Source organism: Enterobacter chinensis (assembly GCF_034008295.1).
In the GTDB taxonomy this organism is placed as follows: Bacteria; Pseudomonadota; Gammaproteobacteria; order Enterobacterales; family Enterobacteriaceae; genus Enterobacter; species Enterobacter chinensis.
The window spans coordinates 465,414-482,383 of sequence record NZ_JARDVI010000002.1 but is presented as its reverse complement, the minus strand read 5'-3'; the positions used below and the strand labels follow the sequence as shown (position 1 = coordinate 482,383).

The 16,970-nt window shown below is 53.5% G+C and carries 12 protein-coding genes and 7 tRNA genes; 3 read left to right on the top strand and 16 right to left on the bottom strand.

Annotated elements, in window-relative coordinates:
* Positions 1 to 3 precede the first annotated feature (3 nt).
* The 4 genes from corC to miaB form a co-directional block, all read right to left on the bottom strand.
* The gene (corC, locus tag PYW49_RS07245; protein WP_134348652.1) at positions 4 to 882 is read right to left on the bottom strand and encodes a CNNM family magnesium/cobalt transport protein CorC; all 879 of its coding nucleotides are present in this window, start codon (positions 880 to 882) and stop codon (positions 4 to 6) included.
* A gap of 89 nt (positions 883 to 971) precedes the next feature.
* The gene (gene ybeY / locus PYW49_RS07240) at positions 972 to 1,439 is read right to left on the bottom strand and encodes an rRNA maturation RNase YbeY (RefSeq protein WP_112792613.1); all 468 of its coding nucleotides are present in this window, start codon (positions 1,437 to 1,439) and stop codon (positions 972 to 974) included.
* Entirely contained in the window at positions 1,436 to 2,482 is a 1,047-nt protein-coding gene (locus PYW49_RS07235; protein WP_029740142.1) for a PhoH family protein, read from the bottom strand. Before PYW49_RS07235 ends, ybeY begins: the two co-directional genes overlap by 4 nt.
* Positions 2,483 to 2,645: 163 nt before the next feature.
* Positions 2,646 to 4,070, bottom strand: coding sequence for a tRNA (N6-isopentenyl adenosine(37)-C2)-methylthiotransferase MiaB (gene miaB / locus PYW49_RS07230; RefSeq protein WP_134348437.1), 1,425 nt, complete (start codon positions 4,068 to 4,070; stop codon positions 2,646 to 2,648).
* A 135-nt stretch (positions 4,071 to 4,205) separates the two neighbouring features.
* Here miaB and ubiF point away from each other — a divergent pair, with 135 nt between their 5' ends.
* Complete coding sequence (ubiF, locus tag PYW49_RS07225; RefSeq protein ID WP_320386082.1) at positions 4,206 to 5,381, top strand: 3-demethoxyubiquinol 3-hydroxylase; 1,176 nt, start codon at positions 4,206 to 4,208, stop codon at positions 5,379 to 5,381.
* Positions 5,382 to 5,487: 106 nt separating this feature from the next.
* Here the strand turns inward: ubiF and PYW49_RS07220 are convergent.
* The 12 genes from PYW49_RS07220 to nagB form a co-directional block, all read right to left on the bottom strand.
* A tRNA-Gln gene (locus tag PYW49_RS07220) sits at positions 5,488 to 5,562 on the bottom strand.
* Between the two features lie 36 nt (positions 5,563 to 5,598).
* Positions 5,599 to 5,673, bottom strand: a tRNA-Gln gene (locus tag PYW49_RS07215).
* 44 nt (positions 5,674 to 5,717) lie between these two features.
* Positions 5,718 to 5,794, bottom strand: a tRNA-Met gene (locus PYW49_RS07210).
* Positions 5,795 to 5,811: 17 nt separating this feature from the next.
* Positions 5,812 to 5,886: transfer RNA gene (locus PYW49_RS07205), tRNA-Gln, on the bottom strand.
* A gap of 32 nt (positions 5,887 to 5,918) precedes the next feature.
* A tRNA-Gln gene (locus tag PYW49_RS07200) sits at positions 5,919 to 5,993 on the bottom strand.
* A 23-nt stretch (positions 5,994 to 6,016) separates the two neighbouring features.
* Positions 6,017 to 6,101, bottom strand: a tRNA-Leu gene (locus tag PYW49_RS07195).
* Positions 6,102 to 6,109: 8 nt separating this feature from the next.
* A tRNA-Met gene (locus tag PYW49_RS07190) sits at positions 6,110 to 6,186 on the bottom strand.
* Between the two features lie 227 nt (positions 6,187 to 6,413).
* The gene (gene asnB, locus PYW49_RS07185) at positions 6,414 to 8,078 is read right to left on the bottom strand and encodes an asparagine synthase B (protein WP_089598893.1); all 1,665 of its coding nucleotides are present in this window, start codon (positions 8,076 to 8,078) and stop codon (positions 6,414 to 6,416) included.
* Between the two features lie 249 nt (positions 8,079 to 8,327).
* On the bottom strand, positions 8,328 to 9,080 hold the full coding sequence (gene nagD, locus PYW49_RS07180) for a ribonucleotide monophosphatase NagD (RefSeq protein ID WP_008501057.1): 753 nt from the start codon (positions 9,078 to 9,080) through the stop codon (positions 8,328 to 8,330).
* Positions 9,081 to 9,125: 45 nt separating this feature from the next.
* Positions 9,126 to 10,346 (bottom strand): DNA-binding transcriptional regulator NagC, encoded by a 1,221-nt coding sequence (gene nagC, locus PYW49_RS07175; protein ID WP_320386081.1) that lies wholly within the window; start codon positions 10,344 to 10,346, stop codon positions 9,126 to 9,128.
* 8 nt (positions 10,347 to 10,354) lie between these two features.
* Positions 10,355 to 11,503 carry an N-acetylglucosamine-6-phosphate deacetylase gene (nagA, locus tag PYW49_RS07170; RefSeq protein WP_134349086.1) on the bottom strand — a complete coding sequence of 383 codons (1,149 nt, stop codon included), beginning with the start codon at positions 11,501 to 11,503 and terminating at the stop codon, positions 10,355 to 10,357.
* A gap of 55 nt (positions 11,504 to 11,558) precedes the next feature.
* A complete protein-coding gene (nagB, locus tag PYW49_RS07165; protein WP_023310765.1) occupies positions 11,559 to 12,359 on the bottom strand; it encodes a glucosamine-6-phosphate deaminase in 801 nt (266 codons plus the stop codon).
* A gap of 328 nt (positions 12,360 to 12,687) precedes the next feature.
* Between nagB and nagE the strand changes: the two genes are divergently transcribed.
* Together nagE and glnS are read left to right on the top strand one after the other, a co-directional pair.
* Positions 12,688 to 14,709: an N-acetylglucosamine-specific PTS transporter subunit IIBC gene (gene nagE, locus PYW49_RS07160; protein ID WP_047633829.1), complete on the top strand. Its 2,022-nt coding sequence runs from the start codon at positions 12,688 to 12,690 to the stop codon at positions 14,707 to 14,709.
* A 169-nt stretch (positions 14,710 to 14,878) separates the two neighbouring features.
* The gene (gene glnS / locus PYW49_RS07155) at positions 14,879 to 16,546 is read left to right on the top strand and encodes a glutamine--tRNA ligase (RefSeq protein ID WP_320386080.1); all 1,668 of its coding nucleotides are present in this window, start codon (positions 14,879 to 14,881) and stop codon (positions 16,544 to 16,546) included.
* The last annotated feature ends 424 nt before the right edge of the window (positions 16,547 to 16,970 follow it).

Here is a 16,970-nt window from a genome sequence, read left to right as displayed (position 1 = left end):
ACATTAATCTTCCAGTTTTGGCACCGGTGAATCGTCCGGCGTTCTGACGTGAACCTGTATAATACGTCGGCTGTCGGCCATTGCCACTTTGAACTGGTAACCGTCAATGTCAACGGTCTCGCCGCGCGCCGGAAGATGACCAAAGGCCTGCATCACCAGCCCGCCAATGGTATCAACCTCTTCATCGCTGAAGTGGGTACCGAAGGCGTCGTTGAAGTCTTCAATTGAGGCCAGCGCACGCACGGTCCAGCTGTGGCGGCTGAGCTGACGGAAGTCGATATCTTCTTCTTCGTCATACTCATCTTCGATTTCACCGACGATCAGCTCAAGAATATCTTCGATCGTGACAAGACCGGAAACGCCACCAAATTCATCAATAACAATCGCCATGTGGTAACGCTGAGAGCGGAACTCTTTCAGCATCCGATCCACACGTTTACTCTCCGGCACAACCACGGCCTGGCGTAACACTTTTTCCATGCTGAAGGCTTCGGCATCGCTGCGCATAAACGGCAGCAGATCTTTCGCCATCAAAATCCCTTCGATGTGATCTTTGTCTTCGCTGATGACCGGGAAACGCGAGTGGGCAGATTCGATGATGACATCGAGGCACTCGTCCAGCGTCTGGTTGCGTTTCAGGGTGATCATCTGCGAACGGGGGATCATGATATCGCGAACGCGCTGGTCGGCGATGTCCATAACCCCTTCGAGCATTTCGCGCGTATCTTCGTCGATAAGGTCGTTCTGCCCGGAATCACGAATCAGCTCCAGCAGTTCATCACGGTTTTTCGGTTCACCGTGGAAAAGCTGGTTCAGAATGAGGGAGAAAAATCCCTTTTTACTGGTTGTCGTGTCGCTACTGTGTGAATTGTCGTCGCTCATGGCGTTTGTTAAGGGTTCTCTTGTTAGTTCAATGTTTACCGCCACGCGATGTCCTTTCGTGGCGGCATGTTAGTCAGTCAGGTGACGGACTATTCTTTCTCGGCAATGTACGGATCCTCATAGCCCAGAGCAAGCATTATCTCTGTCTCGAGGGACTCCATCTCTTCCGCTTCGTCGTCTTCGATATGATCGTAGCCGAGCAGGTGCAGGCTGCCGTGTACCACCATATGCGCCCAGTGGGCATCAAGAGGTTTTTGCTGCTCTTTGGCTTCCTGTTCAACCACCTGGCGGCAGATGATCAGATCGCCCAATAGCGGCATCTCAATACCCGGCGGCGCTTCGAATGGAAAAGAGAGCACGTTGGTCGGCTTATCTTTCCCACGATAAGTCAGGTTAAGCTCATGGCTTTCTGCTTCATCCACCAGGCGAATCGTAACTTCTGATTCTTCCTGAAACTGGGGGATAACGGCATCCAGCCATTTCTGAAACTGTGCCTCTTCTGGCATGCCGGAATTGTCTTCACAGGCCAGCTGTAAATCGAGGATCACCTGACTCATTTCTGTTCTTGCTCCTGCGCTTCGCGCTTACGTTCTGCGGCCAGTTCGGCCTTACGCTTCTGATCCGCCTCTTCCCAGGCTTCATAGGCGTTAACGATACGCGCGACCACCGGGTGGCGTACCACGTCTTCACTGTGGAAGAAGTTAAAGCTGATTTCGTCGACCTCTGCCAGCACCTCAATGGCGTGGCGCAGGCCCGATTTGGTGCTGCGCGGCAGGTCAATCTGCGTCACGTCACCCGTAATGACCGCCTTAGAGTTAAAGCCGATACGCGTCAGGAACATCTTCATCTGTTCGATGGTGGTGTTCTGGCTTTCATCGAGGATGATGAACGCATCGTTCAGCGTACGGCCACGCATGTAAGCGAGCGGAGCAACTTCGATAACGTTACGCTCAATGAGCTTCTCGACCTTCTCAAAGCCCAGCATCTCAAACAGCGCATCGTATAAAGGCCGCAGATACGGGTCGACCTTCTGGCTCAGATCGCCCGGCAGGAAGCCCAGTTTTTCACCCGCTTCAACGGCAGGGCGGGTCAGCAGGATGCGCCGGATGTCCTGGCGTTCCAGGGCATCAACCGCAGCGGCAACGGCGAGATAGGTTTTACCCGTACCTGCCGGACCCACGCCAAAGGTGATGTCATGGTCAAGAATGTTGGCGATGTACTGCGCCTGGTTTGGCGTACGCGGCTTAATCACACCACGTTTGGTCTTGATGTTAATGGCTTTGCCATAGTCCGGCACGCTTTCCGCGCTCTGTTCCAGCACGCGTGCCTCTTTAATGGCGAGGTGGATCTGTTCCGGTTCAATATCCTGTGTTTCGCCGCGCATCGGAGCGGTATCGACATACAGGCTACGCAGAATGTCCGCAGCGGCGTTGACGCAGATAGGGCGTCCGGTAAGTTTGAAATGATTATCGCGACGATTGATTTCGATACCCAGACGTCGCTCCAGTTGTTTGATGTTGTCATCAAACGGCCCGCACAGGCTCAGCAGGCGAGCGTTGTCTGCTGGCTCAAGGCTAATTTCACGCGTATCTATGTTCAAACTGTTCCTCTTTGATTGGTTAACTGAACCGTTGCGACAGGGCGTAATAAAACGGTCATTACCGAAATTATTCACGCCATAGAATAAAGGCGCAAGCGTTGCGGATGATATTGGGGACGATAAGAGGAAATACAAGGCCTGCCGAAGAGGCAGGCCAGAAGGATTAAGGCTGGTAAATCCCAACGCCAGAATCGTTTTCTTTGCGGGTACGCGAAATCACGGATTCCGGTGACTCTGCAATACGCAGGCCCATTTCGTCTTCGGTGCGTACCACTTTCGCGCGCAGCGAGTTGGTCAGGACTTCGACAATCTCAACGTCCACAAATTTACCGATCATGTCCGGGGTGCCTTCAAAGTTCACCACGCGGTTGTTCTCGGTACGGCCGGAGAGTTCCATGATGCTCTTACGCGAAGTACCTTCCACAAGTATGCGCTGGACGGTGCCGAGCATGCGGCGGCTCCAGGCGCTGGCCTGCTGGTTTATGCGCTCCTGCAGAATATACAGACGCTGTTTTTTCTCTTCTTCCGGTACATCGTCAACCATATCGGCCGCGGGCGTTCCCGGACGTGCGGAGAAGATGAAGCTGTAGCTGACGTCAAAATTCACTTCGCCGATGAGCTTCATGGTACGTTCGAAGTCATCAGCGGTTTCGCCAGGGAAACCGACGATAAAGTCGGAGCTTATCTGAATATCCGGACGGGCTTCACGCAGCTTACGGATGGTCGATTTGTACTCCAGCACCGTGTGCGGACGACCCATCAGGTTCAGCACGCGGTCAGAGCCGCACTGAATCGGCAGGTGCAGGAAGCTCACCAGTTCTGGCGTATCGCGGTATACGTCGATGATGTCGTCGGTAAATTCCATCGGATGGCTGGTGGTAAAGCGAATGCGGTCGATGCCGTCAATCGCGGCCACCAGACGCAGCAGTTCGGCAAAGCTGCCGGTTGTGCCGTCGTAGTTCTCACCGCGCCAGGCGTTAACGTTCTGGCCCAGCAGGTTCACTTCGCGAACGCCCTGTGCGGCAAGCTGCGCGATTTCAAACAGAATGTCATCTGCCGGGCGGCTGACCTCTTCACCACGGGTGTACGGCACCACGCAGTAGGTACAGTACTTGTTGCAGCCTTCCATGATGGACACGAAGGCGGTCGGGCCATCAGCGCGCGGCTCCGGCAGACGGTCAAATTTTTCGATCTCCGGGAAGCTGACGTCAACGACCGGGCTACGATTGCCGCGAACCTGATTGATCATCTCAGGCAGGCGGTGCAGGGTCTGCGGGCCAAAGACAATATCCACATAGGGGGCTCTCTGGCGGATCAGCTTGCCTTCCTGCGAGGCGACGCAGCCACCCACGCCGATAATCAGGTCCGGATTTTTTCGTTTGAGAAGTTTCCAGCGACCTAACACGTGAAAGACTTTTTCCTGCGCTTTTTCACGAATGGAACAGGTGTTCAGCAGCAGCACGTCCGCTTCTTTCGCATTTTCAGTCAGCTGGTATCCGTGGGTGGTATCCAGCAGATCGGCCATCTTGGATGAATCGTATTCGTTCATCTGACAGCCCCAGGTTTTTATATGGAGTTTTTTAGTCATCGACTTGCTCAGCTCAGGATTGCAAGCCGCGTATTGTAATGCTTTGGTGGGGTTGTGACCAGTATGAAGGTTATGTGTCTCAGGACCGAAAAAATCCGGTAAACTTAAAGGATTCTCCAATAAGGAAAATTGACCATGACACTCCAACACACCGAAGTTGCCGTTGTCGGCGGCGGTATGGTCGGCGGCGCGCTGGCGCTGGGGCTGGCGCAGCAGGGATTTGAGGTAACGGTAATTGAACAGTCGGCGCCTGCGCAATACGATCCGGCGGCCAAACCGGATGTGCGCATTTCCGCTATCAGCGCGGCTTCCGTTGATCTGCTGCGCGGGCTGGGCGTCTGGGAGGCAGTGCTGGCGATGCGCGCTCATCCTTACAACCGTCTTGAAACCTGGGAGTGGGAAAATGCCCACGTCGCGTTTGATGCCGCGGAGCTGAAGCTACCGCGCCTGGGCTATATGGTGGAAAACAACGTGCTCCAGCTGGCGCTCTGGCAGGCGCTGGAGGCACACCCGAAGGTGACGTTGCGAGTTCCTGCGTCACTTAAGGCGCTTCATGCTCACGATAGCGGCTATTTGCTGACGCTCGACAGCGGCGATGAACTGGCCGTGAGACTGGTCGTCGGGGCGGATGGTGCCAACTCGCAGGTCAGACAGATGGCGGGTATCGGGATTCATGCCTGGCAGTATGAGCAGTCCTGTATGCTGATTACCGTCCAGTGCGAGAATGCGCCGGGAGAGAGCACCTGGCAGCACTTTACCCCGAATGGCCCGCATGCCTTTTTACCGCTGTTTGATCACTGGGCATCTCTGGTGTGGTACGACAAGCCGGCGCGCATTCGCCAGCTGCAGGGGCTTTCAATGGAGCAATTGCAGCAGGAAATTCACCTGCATTTCCCGGGCCGTCTTGGCAACGTTACTCCGGTCGCTGCAGGGGCGTTCCCTCTCACGCGTCGGCACGCTTTGCAGTATGCCCGCGAAGGGCTGGCGCTGGTGGGAGATGCAGCACACACCATTCACCCGCTGGCCGGGCAGGGTGTGAACCTGGGGTATCGTGACGTTGAGGCGTTGCTGGATGTGCTGGGTAGCGCCCGTGGGCACGCGGAAAACTGGTCAAGCCAGCAGGTTCTGAAGCGTTACCAGACGCGACGCATGGCGGACAATTTCATCATGCAGTCGGGGATGGATCTGTTCTATGCCGGGTTCAGCAATGACTTAGCCCCGGTGCGCATTCTGCGTAATATTGGCTTGATGGCAGCGGAGCGTGCCGGTGGGTTGAAACGTCAGGCCCTGAAATACGCCCTGGGACTCTAAACTTTATCCCTCTCCCTGTGGGAGAGGGCCAGGGTGAGGGCATCAGGCCCACGGTACTGACGACAAAAGCAAAAAAGCCCGCAGAGCGGGCTTTTTTGTTACTAAGTGGCTGGGGTGCAGGGATTCGAACCCCGGAATGCTGGTATCAGAAACCAGAGCCTTACCGCTTGGCGACACCCCAATTGCGTTAAACAAACTGCTTAACGACTTTTTAAATTGGCTGGGGTACGAGGATTCGAACCTCGGAATGCTGGTATCAGAAACCAGAGCCTTACCGCTTGGCGATACCCCAACAATTTTTTCTAGTCTACCGAATAATTCGATAGTTTACTAATTTGGTGGCTACGACGGGATTCGAACCTGTGACCCCATCATTATGAGTGATGTGCTCTAACCAACTGAGCTACGTAGCCAGTACTGCAATCTTCGATGGCTGGGGTACCTGGATTCGAACCAGGGAATGCCGGTATCAAAAACCGGTGCCTTACCGCTTGGCGATACCCCAATACCGCGGAGAACCGCAAAATCGAAGAAATATGGCTGGGGTACCTGGATTCGAACCAGGGAATGCCGGTATCAAAAACCGGTGCCTTACCGCTTGGCGATACCCCATCCGTGCAACGCTTTCCTGGGAATGGTGCGGGAGGCGAGACTTGAACTCGCACACCTTGCGGCGCCAGAACCTAAATCTGGTGCGTCTACCAATTTCGCCACTCCCGCAAAAAAGATGGTGGCTACGACGGGATTCGAACCTGTGACCCCATCATTATGAGTGATGTGCTCTAACCAACTGAGCTACGTAGCCATCTTTTTTCGCGTTACCTTATCGGCGTTGCGGGGCGCATTATGCGTATAGACCCTTGCAGCGTCAATACCTTTTTCAACGAAAATAGCCGGAATGTGACTGTTTGGTTAGGTTGCGAACAGCGTGGCCGAATATTCGGCAATTATTGGTTATTAATCGGTTTTAAGCGGTGAAATGTGAGGCAAAAAAAATCAGGCCCCTGAGGGGCCTGATCGCGATCTGAGTGATTATTTGTAGGCTGACTGGTGCACGCCTACCGCACGTCCTGATGGGTCGTTCATGGATTTGAACGATTCATCCCATTCAATCGCTTTGGCAGAAGAGCAGGCGACGGATGGGCCACCTGGTACGCACTCCGCAGCACTTGGAACCGGGAACAGCTCTTCAAAAATTTCACGGTACAAATACGCCTCTTTCGAGCCTGGCGTGTTATACGGGAAGCGGAAGCTTGCGGTTTCCAGCTGTTGGTCTGAAACCTGTTTCGCCGCGACCTCTTTCAGGGTGTCAATCCAGCTATACCCTACGCCATCAGAGAACTGCTCTTTCTGACGCCACGCAACGCTTGCCGGCAGGTAGGATTCAAAACATTCACGCAGGATATGTTTTTCCATTTTACCGTTGCCGCACATTTTATCCTGCGGGTTGATGCGCATCGCCACGTCGAGGAATTTCTTATCCAGGAACGGCACGCGCGCTTCCACGCCCCAGGCGGACATCGCTTTGTTGGCACGCGCGCAGTCGAACATATGCAGTGCCTGCAGTTTACGCACCGTCTCTTCGTGCAATTCTTTGGCGTTCGGCGCTTTGTGGAAGTACAGGTAGCCGCCAAACACTTCGTCTGAGCCTTCGCCGGAGAGCACCATCTTGATGCCCATCGCTTTGATCTTACGCGACATCAGGTACATCGGCGTCGAGGCGCGGATTGTCGTTACGTCATAGGTTTCGATGTGATAGATCACATCGCGGATCGCATCCAGGCCTTCCTGCACGGTGAAGTGAATTTCATGGTGCACGGTCCCAAGGTGGTTTGCCACTTCCTGCGCGGCTTTCAGGTCAGGCGCCCCTTCCAGGCCAACGGCAAAGGAGTGCAGCTGTGGCCACCAGGCTTCCGAGCGCTCCTGATCTTCCACGCGGCGCGCGGCGAATTTCTTAGTGATCGCGGAGATCACGGAGGAGTCCAGACCGCCGGAGAGCAGCACGCCGTATGGCACGTCAGACATCAGGTGGCTTTTCACGGAATCTTCCAGTGCCTGACGCAGCTCGGTTTTGTCCGTGACGTTGTCTTTTACCGCGTCGTAGTCGAACCAGTCACGCTGATAATACTGACGGATCTCGCCGTCTTTGCTCCACAGGTAGCTGCCCGCCGGGAACTCTTTAATGGTACGGCAAACCGGCACCAGGGCTTTCATTTCAGACGCAACATAGAAGTTGCCGTGTTCATCGTGGCCCATGTACAGCGGGATAATACCGATATGGTCACGGCCAATCAGGTAAGCATCTTTTTCGCTGTCGTACAGGGCGAACGCGAACATGCCCTGCAGGTCGTCCAGGAACTCGGGGCCTTTCTCCTGATACAGCGCCAGGATGACTTCACAGTCAGAACCGGTCTGGAACGCATAGCGGTCGCCGTACTCGGCGCGCAGCGCCTGGTGGTTGTAGATCTCACCGTTGACAGCCAGCGCGTGCGTTTTTTTCTCGTTATACAGCGGCTGTGCGCCTGCGTTGACGTCAACAATAGACAGACGTTCGTGGGCCAGAATCGCTTTGTCGCTGGCGTAAACGCCGGACCAGTCCGGGCCGCGATGGCGCATCAGGCGGGACAGTTCGAGTGCCTTTTTACGCAGTTCGCCCGCGTCAGTTTTAATATCCAGTACGCCAAAAATTGAACACATAACCTTCTCCGTTAACCCTGTTGCTTTGTAATGTTGCTTGCTTATGAAAATGCCGCAAAGGGGCAGGGGGCGCAAGCGTTTTACGGGTGAAAACGGAAATAGTGCAATAGTGGTTGCCGATCAGTGAAAAACACGTATGTCATAAGCGCATTTATTGATGATTATGCAATGAAAGTGCTTTTTTGTTAGATGGCGTTGCAATCTGCAGGCGTGAAAATAAAAAAACCACGCCTGAGGCGTGGTTCGGCATCAGATGATGTCAATTTCATCGACGGAGGGGTAGATCCAGCTTGGCCGGAACGGCATTGAGTCAATGTCATCAAGCTGAGAGACGCCGGAGAGCACCAGAATCGTTTCCAGACCCGCCTGGAAACCGGCCAGAATATCAGTGCGCAGATTGTCGCCGACAATAACGGTTTCTTCAGAGTGGGCCTGCATCTTGTTGAGCGCGGCACGGATGATCCACGGGCTTGGCTTGCCGACATAGAATGGCTTGCGCCCGGAGATCTTCTCGATACCGGCACACAGCGCGCCACAGGCGGGATAAAAACCACGGCCATGAGTATCCGGATTGGTGGCAATAAAGCGCGCGCCGTTAGCCACAAAAAAGGATGCCTTATGCATCATCTCCCAGTTATAGGAGCGCGTTTCACCCACAATCACAAAGTCCGGGTTGACATCGGTAATGGTAAAACCTGCTTTATACAGCTCGTGGATCAGCGCGCCTTCACCGACCACGTAGGCTTTTTTTCCTTCCTGACGTTTCAGAAAATCCGCTGTGGCCATCGCCGAGGTATAAAACACGCTGTCCGGGACGTCGACGCCCGCCGTCGCAAAACGGTTTGCCAGATCCTGACCGGTCTGAGAAGGGTAGTTCGTGAGAAGAACCAGAGGCATTCCTTTGTCGATGATGCGGTGAAGAAACTCCGCAGCACCCGGCACGGCAACGTTGTCGTGCATCAGCACGCCGTCGATATCACAAATTACGTTCTTAATGGTCATGGACAGTCCGACATCAAAAAAAGAAGGCGTTACTATAAGGTTCGATCAACTTTCCAGCAAATGCTGCAGCAGAATTCCGTTGAGCATGGCGCGTTTGACCAGTGCGAACGCGCCAATCGCCGAGCGATGGTCAAGTTTTGAACGAACCACCGGGAGGTTCTGACGGAATGCTTTCAGCGCCTGGGTGTTAATACAACCTTCAATGGCGGGGAGCAGTACCTTTTCCGCCTCCACAATTTCGCCTGCGATCACCACTTTTTGTGGGTTAAACAGGTTAATGGCAATGGCGATGGTTTTCCCCAGATGGCGTCCCACCTGCTCGATCACTTCGCAGGCCAGCGCGTCGCCTTTATTGGCGGCTTTGCAGATGGTGCCTATCTTGCAATCATCCAGCGTGACGCGGCTTTGATAACCCTGTTCAAGGAGATGGCGAACGCGCTGCTCAATGGCCGTGTTGGCGGCAATGGTTTCAAGGCAACCGAAGTTTCCGCAGTGGCAGCGTTCCCCAAGAGGTTCAACCTGAATGTGGCCGATCTCACCGACGTTGCCGTTGCGGCCAATAAAAATTCGGCCGTTAGAGATAATGCCAGCACCCGTACCGCGGTGAACGCGCACCAGAATAGAGTCTTCGCAGTCCTGGCTCGCACCAAAATAGTGCTCTGCCAGTGCCAGAGAGCGAATGTCATGGCCTACAAAGCAGGTCACTTTGAAACGTTTCTCCAGCGCGGCGACCAGCCCCCAGTTTTCAACCTGAATGTGCGGCATATAGCGGATCACGCCGCTTTCCGGGTCGACCAGGCCGGGCAGAATCACGGAGATGGCGATGAGTTCACGGATTTTGCGCTGACAGCTTTCAATAAACTGCGCGATGGTATTCAGCAGCGCATGCTCCAGCGTCTCCTGGGTGCGCTCCGGAAGGGGATAGTGTTCTTCCGCAATGGCTTTGCTGCTCAAATCGTAGAGCGTGAGCGTGGTGTCATGACGACCCAGCCGGACGCCAATGGCCTGAAAATTGCGGGTTTCGGTGATAATGGAGATCGCGCGGCGACCTCCGGTGGAGGCCTGCTGATCGACTTCTTTGATCAGACCGCGCTCAATGAGCTGGCGGGTAATTTTTGTCACGCTGGCGGGAGCAAGCTGGCTTTGTTCGGCTATCTGAATACGTGAGATTGGACCGTGTTGGTCAATCAGGCGATATACCGCCGCACTGTTAAGTTGTTTAACGAGATCGACATTACCAATTTGAGCTTGTCCGCCAGGTGTCATACTTTTACTTACTCAGTGACGACCTCGTTACCATTAACGATGGTCTTAATAATTTTATAATCGTGTGTGAATGCCGTCAGGTTTGCAACCATACCTGGTGCAATTCCGCCGAGCTGTTTATCCACGCCCATTGCGCGAGCCGGATAAAGGGTGGCCATCCGCAGGACTTCATCAAGCGCAATCCCGCAATGTTCAACCAGGTTACGCACCCCTTCGATCATGGTCAAAGAGGAACCACTCAGCGTACCGTTTTCATCCACACACAGTCCATTGCGGTAGTATATTGTTTTACCGGCAAAAATGAACTGCTCAATATTTGCACCTGCCGGGGCGGTAGCATCCGTCACCAGACAGAGCTTGTCACCTTTCAGCCGCTTGGCATTACGAATGTTGGTGTAATCGACGTGCAAACCGTCCGCAATAATACCGCAGTAAACGTCTGGCTCATCCAGAATCGCACCGACCAGACCCGGTTCACGCCCCGTGATGTACGGCATGGCGTTGTAAAGGTGCGTTGCGAAGGTAATGCCCGCACGGAAACCGGCTTTTGCCTCTTTCAGCGTCGCGTTTGAGTGGCCTGCTGAAACGATAATCCCGGCGGCAGCCAGTTTGCTGATGACCTCCGTGCCCGTCATTTCAGGCGCCAGCGTCACTTTGGTAATGACATCGGCGTTCGCGCACATGTAGTCAACCAGTTCCGCATCCGGTTTACGCACGTAATTAGGGTTATGTGTCCCTTTCTTGACCATATTCAGCCATGGCCCTTCAAGGTGCAGGCCCAGCGCCTGATTCGGGTATTTGGCCAGGTATTCACGCATCACGCGGATACCCTGTTTCATGAGATCATCACTGCTGGTAATGAGCGTTGGCAGATAGCTGGTGCAGCCTGATTTCTCGTTGGCTTTCTGCATAATCTCCAGCGTTTCGACCGTCACCGCATCGGCGGAGTCATTAAATTGCACACCACCGCAGCCGTTTAGCTGTACGTCGATGAAACCGGGGGAGATTACTGCTCCATTGAGTGAGCGCTGTTCAATCTCCGGCGGCAGCTCTGCCAGCGGGCAAACACGTTCAATCAGGCCATTGGCGATAACAATCGCATGGTCATCCAGAATATCATGGCCGGTATAAATCCGACCGTGGGTTAAAGCGTACATAACGACCCCCGGTTAAAAAAAGCGGCCGCCTCTTGATGAAGAGGCGGTTATTCAATTACAGACCTTTGATGTTCTCAGCTTCTAACTCGTTGAAGTATTTCAGCGTTTTTACTTTCAGCTCCATCGTGGACGGCTCGTCACAGACGATGACCGACTTAGGATGCAGCTGCAGGCAGCTGATGGTCCACATATGGTTCACGTTGCCTTCAACGGCAGCCTGCAGCGCCTGCGCTTTCACGCCGCCCAGAACCAGAATCATCACTTCTTCGGCATCCAGCAGGGTGCCCACGCCTACGGTCAGGGCGTATTTTGGAACCTGGTTAACGTCACCGTCAAAGAAGCGGGAGTTTGCCACGCGTGTGTCATGGGTCAGCGTTTTAATACGTGTACGGGAAGCCAAAGATGACGCCGGTTCGTTAAACGCGATATGACCGTCATTGCCTACGCCACCCATGAACAGGTGGATTTTACCGTAGGAACGGATTTTTTCTTCATACTGACGGCATTCTGCGTCAATATCCGGCGCGTTTCCATTCAGCAGGTTAATATTTTCAGATGGAATATCAACGTGATCAAAGAAATTGCGGTGCATAAAGCTATGGTAGCTTTCCGGATGGTCTTTCGGTAAGCCGACGTATTCGTCCATATTGAAGGTCACAACATGTTTGAAGCTAACCTGGCCTGCTTTGTGCATCTCCACCAGTGCTTTATACGCGGTCAGCGGTGTGCCACCCGTTGGAAGGCCAAGTACGAAAGGACGATCGGCGGTCGGTTTAAACGCGTTAATGCGGTTAACGATATGGCGAGCGGCCCATTTACCGACTTGTTCAGCAGTTGCCAGGGGAATCAGTCTCATTGTTCACCTCAAGAGTTAAAGTAGAAGAGTGGGCGGATGGCTATCGGAACCTGAAACTTAAGCGTAACCTGGAACCTTTCAGGCCGGATCAATCCGTCTTGATTTTTCGAATGATAAAATAAGTTTTCGTTGTTAGCCAGTGAAAGGGAGGGTAATAAACGATATTTGGTGACAAAAATCACAAAAAGTACGCTTTTAATTTGCGATACGAATTAATTTTTCACACACTCACAATGCCAGTGAATCATCAACTGTATATATAGTTCGTGACACAATAAAAAACAGAGCTGAGAACATGCCTTAAACGGGGTCTCATAGGGGGAAGAAAGTGAGTATTCTAGGTTATTTACAAAAGGTTGGTCGCGCACTTATGGTGCCGGTCGCCACGCTGCCTGCCGCAGCCATCCTGATGGGTGTCGGCTACTGGATCGACCCCAACGGCTGGGGTAACACCAGCGCGCTGGCGGCGTTCTTTATCAAGTCCGGCTCCGCCATTATCGACAACATGTCCGTGTTGTTTGCGATTGGTGTGGCTTACGGTATGTCCAAAGACAAAGACGGTGCCGCTGCGCTGACCGGTTTTGTCGGTTTCCTCGTGTTAACCACTCTCTGCTCACCTGCAGCGGTGGCCATGATCCAAAAAATCCCGGCGGACCAGGTTCCGGCGGCATTCGGTAAGATCAGCAACCAGTTTGTCGGTATCCTCGTCGGTATTATCTCTGCGGAACTGTACAACCGCTTCAGCAGCGTTGAGCTGCCAAAAGCGCTGTCGTTCTTCAGCGGCCGTCGTCTGGTGCCTATCCTGACGTCCTTCGTGATGATCGTTGTTGCGTTCATCATGATGTACGTCTGGCCGATGATCTTCGACGGTCTGGTTAACTTCGGTGAGCATATTCAGAAGCTGGGCTCCGTTGGTGCGGGCGTGTACGCGTTCTTCAACCGTCTGCTGATCCCGGTTGGTCTGCACCACGCGCTGAACTCCGTGTTCTGGTTCGACGTTGCGGGTATTAACGATATTCCTAACTTCCTGGGTGGCGCACAGTCCATCGAAGCAGGTAAAGCGGTTGTCGGTATTACCGGTCGTTACCAGGCAGGCTTCTTCCCAATCATGATGTTTGGTCTTCCGGGTGCTGCGCTGGCTATCTACCACTGCGCGCGTCCAGAGAACAAAGCGAAAGTGCTGGGTATTATGATGGCGGGCGCGTTTGCGGCCTTCTTCACCGGTATCACCGAGCCGCTGGAATTCTCCTTCATGTTCGTGGCACCTGTGCTGTATGTGATCCACGCTGTGCTGACCGGTATCTCCGTATTTATCGCGGCAAGCATGCACTGGATTGCGGGCTTTGGCTTCAGTGCGGGTCTGGTGGATATGGTGCTTTCTTCCCGTAACCCGCTGGCAACCCACTGGTGGATGCTGATCCCACAAGGTCTGGTGTTCTTCGCGATCTACTACATGGTGTTCCGTTTCACTATCACCAAATTCAACCTGATGACCCCGGGTCGTGAACTGGCCGTGGCCGGTAGCGAAGCAGATGGTCAGGATGTGAACGTGAGCGGTGCTCAGGATCAGGACGTATCAGGTCTGGCGCGTCAGTACATTGCCGCTGTCGGTGGTTCTGACAACCTGACCGGCATTGATGCCTGTATCACCCGTCTGCGTCTGAACGTAAAAGATTCTTCTCTGGTGAACGAGGCGCTGGCAAAACGCCTGGGTGCGTCCGGTGTTATCCGCCTGAACAAAACCAGCGTGCAGATTATCGTCGGCTTCGTTGCTGAGAAAATTGCCAACGCAATGAAAACGACCGGCCCGGTCGCAGCCGCTGAAGCAAGCGCTGCTCCCGCTGCCGCCCCTGCAGCTGCGAAACCGCAGGCAGTACCTAACGCAAAAACAGTTGCCGCGCTGGTTTCACCCGTTACCGGTGAGGTCGTTGCGATTGAGCAAGTGCCTGATGAAGCGTTCGCCAGCAAAGCTGTAGGCGACGGTGTGGCGGTGAAACCAACGGATAAAACCGTTGTGTCTCCTGCTGCAGGTACCATCGTGAAAATCTTCAACACCAACCATGCGTTCTGCCTCGAAACCGAAAATGGCGCGGAGATCGTTGTCCACATGGGTATCGATACCGTTGCGCTGAATGGTCAGGGCTTTACTCGTCTGGTGGAAGAGGGCGCTGAAGTGGTGGCCGGTCAGCCGATTCTGGAAATGGATCTGGACTTCCTGAACGCCAACGCGCGCTCCATGATAAGCCCGGTTGTTTGCAGCAACATCGATGACTTCAGTGGCCTGGTCATTCAGGCGAAAGGTCAGGTTGTTGCGGGTCAAACGCCGCTGTATGAGATTAAAGGCAAGTAATCGCTCCTGAGTAGAGTCATGCCTTAAGCGGCGGGGGATATCCTCCGCCGCTTTTTTTTGCAGCAAACGCCCCCATTATTTTCTTCAGAGCCGTTTTAAGGGTTGTCACTACGTCCGGCTTATAAGATCATATGCCGTTATACGTTGTTTACGCTTTGAGGAATCCACGATGAGTGAGGCAGAAGCCCGCCCGAGTAACTTTATTCGTCAGATCATCGATGAAGATCTGGCCAGTGGTAAGCACACCACAATTCATACCCGCTTCCCGCCGGAGCCGAACGGCTACCTGCATATTGGGCATGCAAAATCTATCTGCCTGAACTTTGGCATTGCCCAGGACTATCAGGGACAGTGCAACCTGCGTTTCGATGACACCAACCCAGTAAAAGAAGACATCGAATACGTTGAGTCCATTAAGAACGACGTGCAATGGCTGGGCTTCAACTGGTCTGGCGATATCTGCTACTCCTCTGACTATTTCGATCAGCTGTACGCCTATGCGGTAGAGCTTATCAACAAAGGTCTGGCGTATGTCGACGAGCTGTCTGCTGACGAAATCCGTGAATATCGCGGTACGCTGACCGCGCCGGGCAAAAACAGCCCGTTCCGCGATCGCAGCGTGGAAGAGAACCTGGCGCTGTTTGAAAAAATGCGTGCGGGTGGCTTCGAAGAAGGCAAAGCCTGCCTGCGTGCCAAAATCGATATGGCGTCTCCGTTCATCGTGATGCGCGATCCGGTGCTGTACCGTATAAAATTTGCTGAACACCACCAGACCGGTAACAAGTGGTGCATCTACCCGATGTACGACTTTACCCACTGCATCAGCGATGCGCTGGAAGGCATCACTCACTCGCTGTGTACGCTGGAGTTCCAGGACAACCGTCGTCTGTACGACTGGGTGCTGGATAACATCACCATTCCTGTGCATCCGCGCCAGTACGAGTTCTCTCGTCTGAATCTGGAATACACTGTGATGTCCAAGCGTAAACTGAACCTGCTGGTCACCGACAAGCACGTTGAGGGCTGGGATGACCCGCGTATGCCGACCATCTCTGGTCTGCGCCGTCGCGGTTATACTGCCGCGTCTATTCGTGAGTTCTGCAAACGTATCGGCGTCACCAAGCAGGACAACACCATTGAAATAGCTTCTCTGGAATCCTGCATTCGCGAAGATCTCAACGAAAACGCACCGCGCGCGATGGCGGTCATCGACCCGGTGAAACTGGTTATCGAGAACTATCCGCAGGGTGAAAGCGAGCTGGTCTCCATGCCTAACCATCCGAGCAAACCGGAGATGGGAACCCGCGACGTGCCGTTCAGCGGTGAAATCTGGATCGATCGTGCTGACTTCCGCGAAGAAGCCAACAAGCAGTACAAGCGTCTGGTGTTGGGTAAAGAGGTGCGTCTGCGTAATGCCTACGTCATCAAAGCCGAGCGCGTAGAGAAAGATGCGGAAGGTAACATCACCACCATCTTCTGTTCTTATGACGCAGAAACGCTGAGTAAAGATCCGGCGGACGGTCGCAAGGTGAAAGGCGTTATTCATTGGGTGAGCGCATCCCACGCGCTGCCGGTAGAAATTCGTCTGTACGATCGTCTGTTCAGCGTGCCTAACCCGGGGGCTGCTGAAGACTTCCTGGCGACCATCAACCCGGAATCTCTGGTTATCAAGCAGGGTTATGCGGAGCCTTCCCTGAAAGCCGCTGAAGCGGGTAAGGCGTTCCAGTTCGAGCGTGAAGGTTACTTCTGCCTGGACAGCCGATACAGCACGGCAGAAAAACCGGTATTTAACCGTACCGTGGGTCTGCGTGATACCTGGACCAAAATCGGCGAATAATAACGCTGCATTGGTCAATGAGAGACAAACGCCGCTTATTGCGGCGTTTTTTTATTTAATGATCATATCGTTAAAGCAGGGGAGTAATAATATCGAGGAAAATATCAGGTCAATGTGGTGCTACTTATTTTTCTGAAAAAAGTTTGTTTTTTATCATCAATGCGCAATTTGTAAAAAGTAACGGCAATTAACGATCTTACCCTCTAAAATTTAATGGCTTACCTCGCCAAACCTCGCTCTCCGGCAAATGTTACAAATCACTACCAATTATGTGCACTTCGTCATAATCCTGACTTTTGTCCGCTGAAAAGCATTGATAATTCGCGTCGCGAAAAATAACCTAAAGGCGGTAGTTAATTCGAGGGTATTTATAACTACCCCTGACCGTTTGGTCTTTTTTATTTTCGCCGTTTCAGGCGTTTTA

Bases quoted from the DNA above. Each gene is read 5' to 3' on its own strand.
- ybeY (WP_112792613.1), bottom strand. From the start codon at position 1,439: ATGAGTCAGGTGATCCTCGATTTACAGCTGGCCTGTGAAGACAATTCC.
- glnS (WP_320386080.1), top strand. From the start codon at position 14,879: ATGAGTGAGGCAGAAGCCCGCCCGAGTAACTTTATTCGTCAGATCATC.
- miaB (WP_134348437.1), bottom strand. From the start codon at position 4,070: ATGACTAAAAAACTCCATATAAAAACCTGGGGCTGTCAGATGAACGAA.
- asnB (WP_089598893.1), bottom strand. From the start codon at position 8,078: ATGTGTTCAATTTTTGGCGTACTGGATATTAAAACTGACGCGGGCGAA.
- ubiF (WP_320386082.1), top strand. From the start codon at position 4,206: ATGACACTCCAACACACCGAAGTTGCCGTTGTCGGCGGCGGTATGGTC.
- corC (WP_134348652.1), bottom strand. From the start codon at position 882: ATGAGCGACGACAATTCACACAGTAGCGACACGACAACCAGTAAAAAG.
- nagD (WP_008501057.1), bottom strand. From the start codon at position 9,080: ATGACCATTAAGAACGTAATTTGTGATATCGACGGCGTGCTGATGCAC.
- nagB (WP_023310765.1), bottom strand. From the start codon at position 12,359: ATGAGACTGATTCCCCTGGCAACTGCTGAACAAGTCGGTAAATGGGCC.
- nagA (WP_134349086.1), bottom strand. From the start codon at position 11,503: ATGTACGCTTTAACCCACGGTCGGATTTATACCGGCCATGATATTCTG.
- nagC (WP_320386081.1), bottom strand. From the start codon at position 10,346: ATGACACCTGGCGGACAAGCTCAAATTGGTAATGTCGATCTCGTTAAA.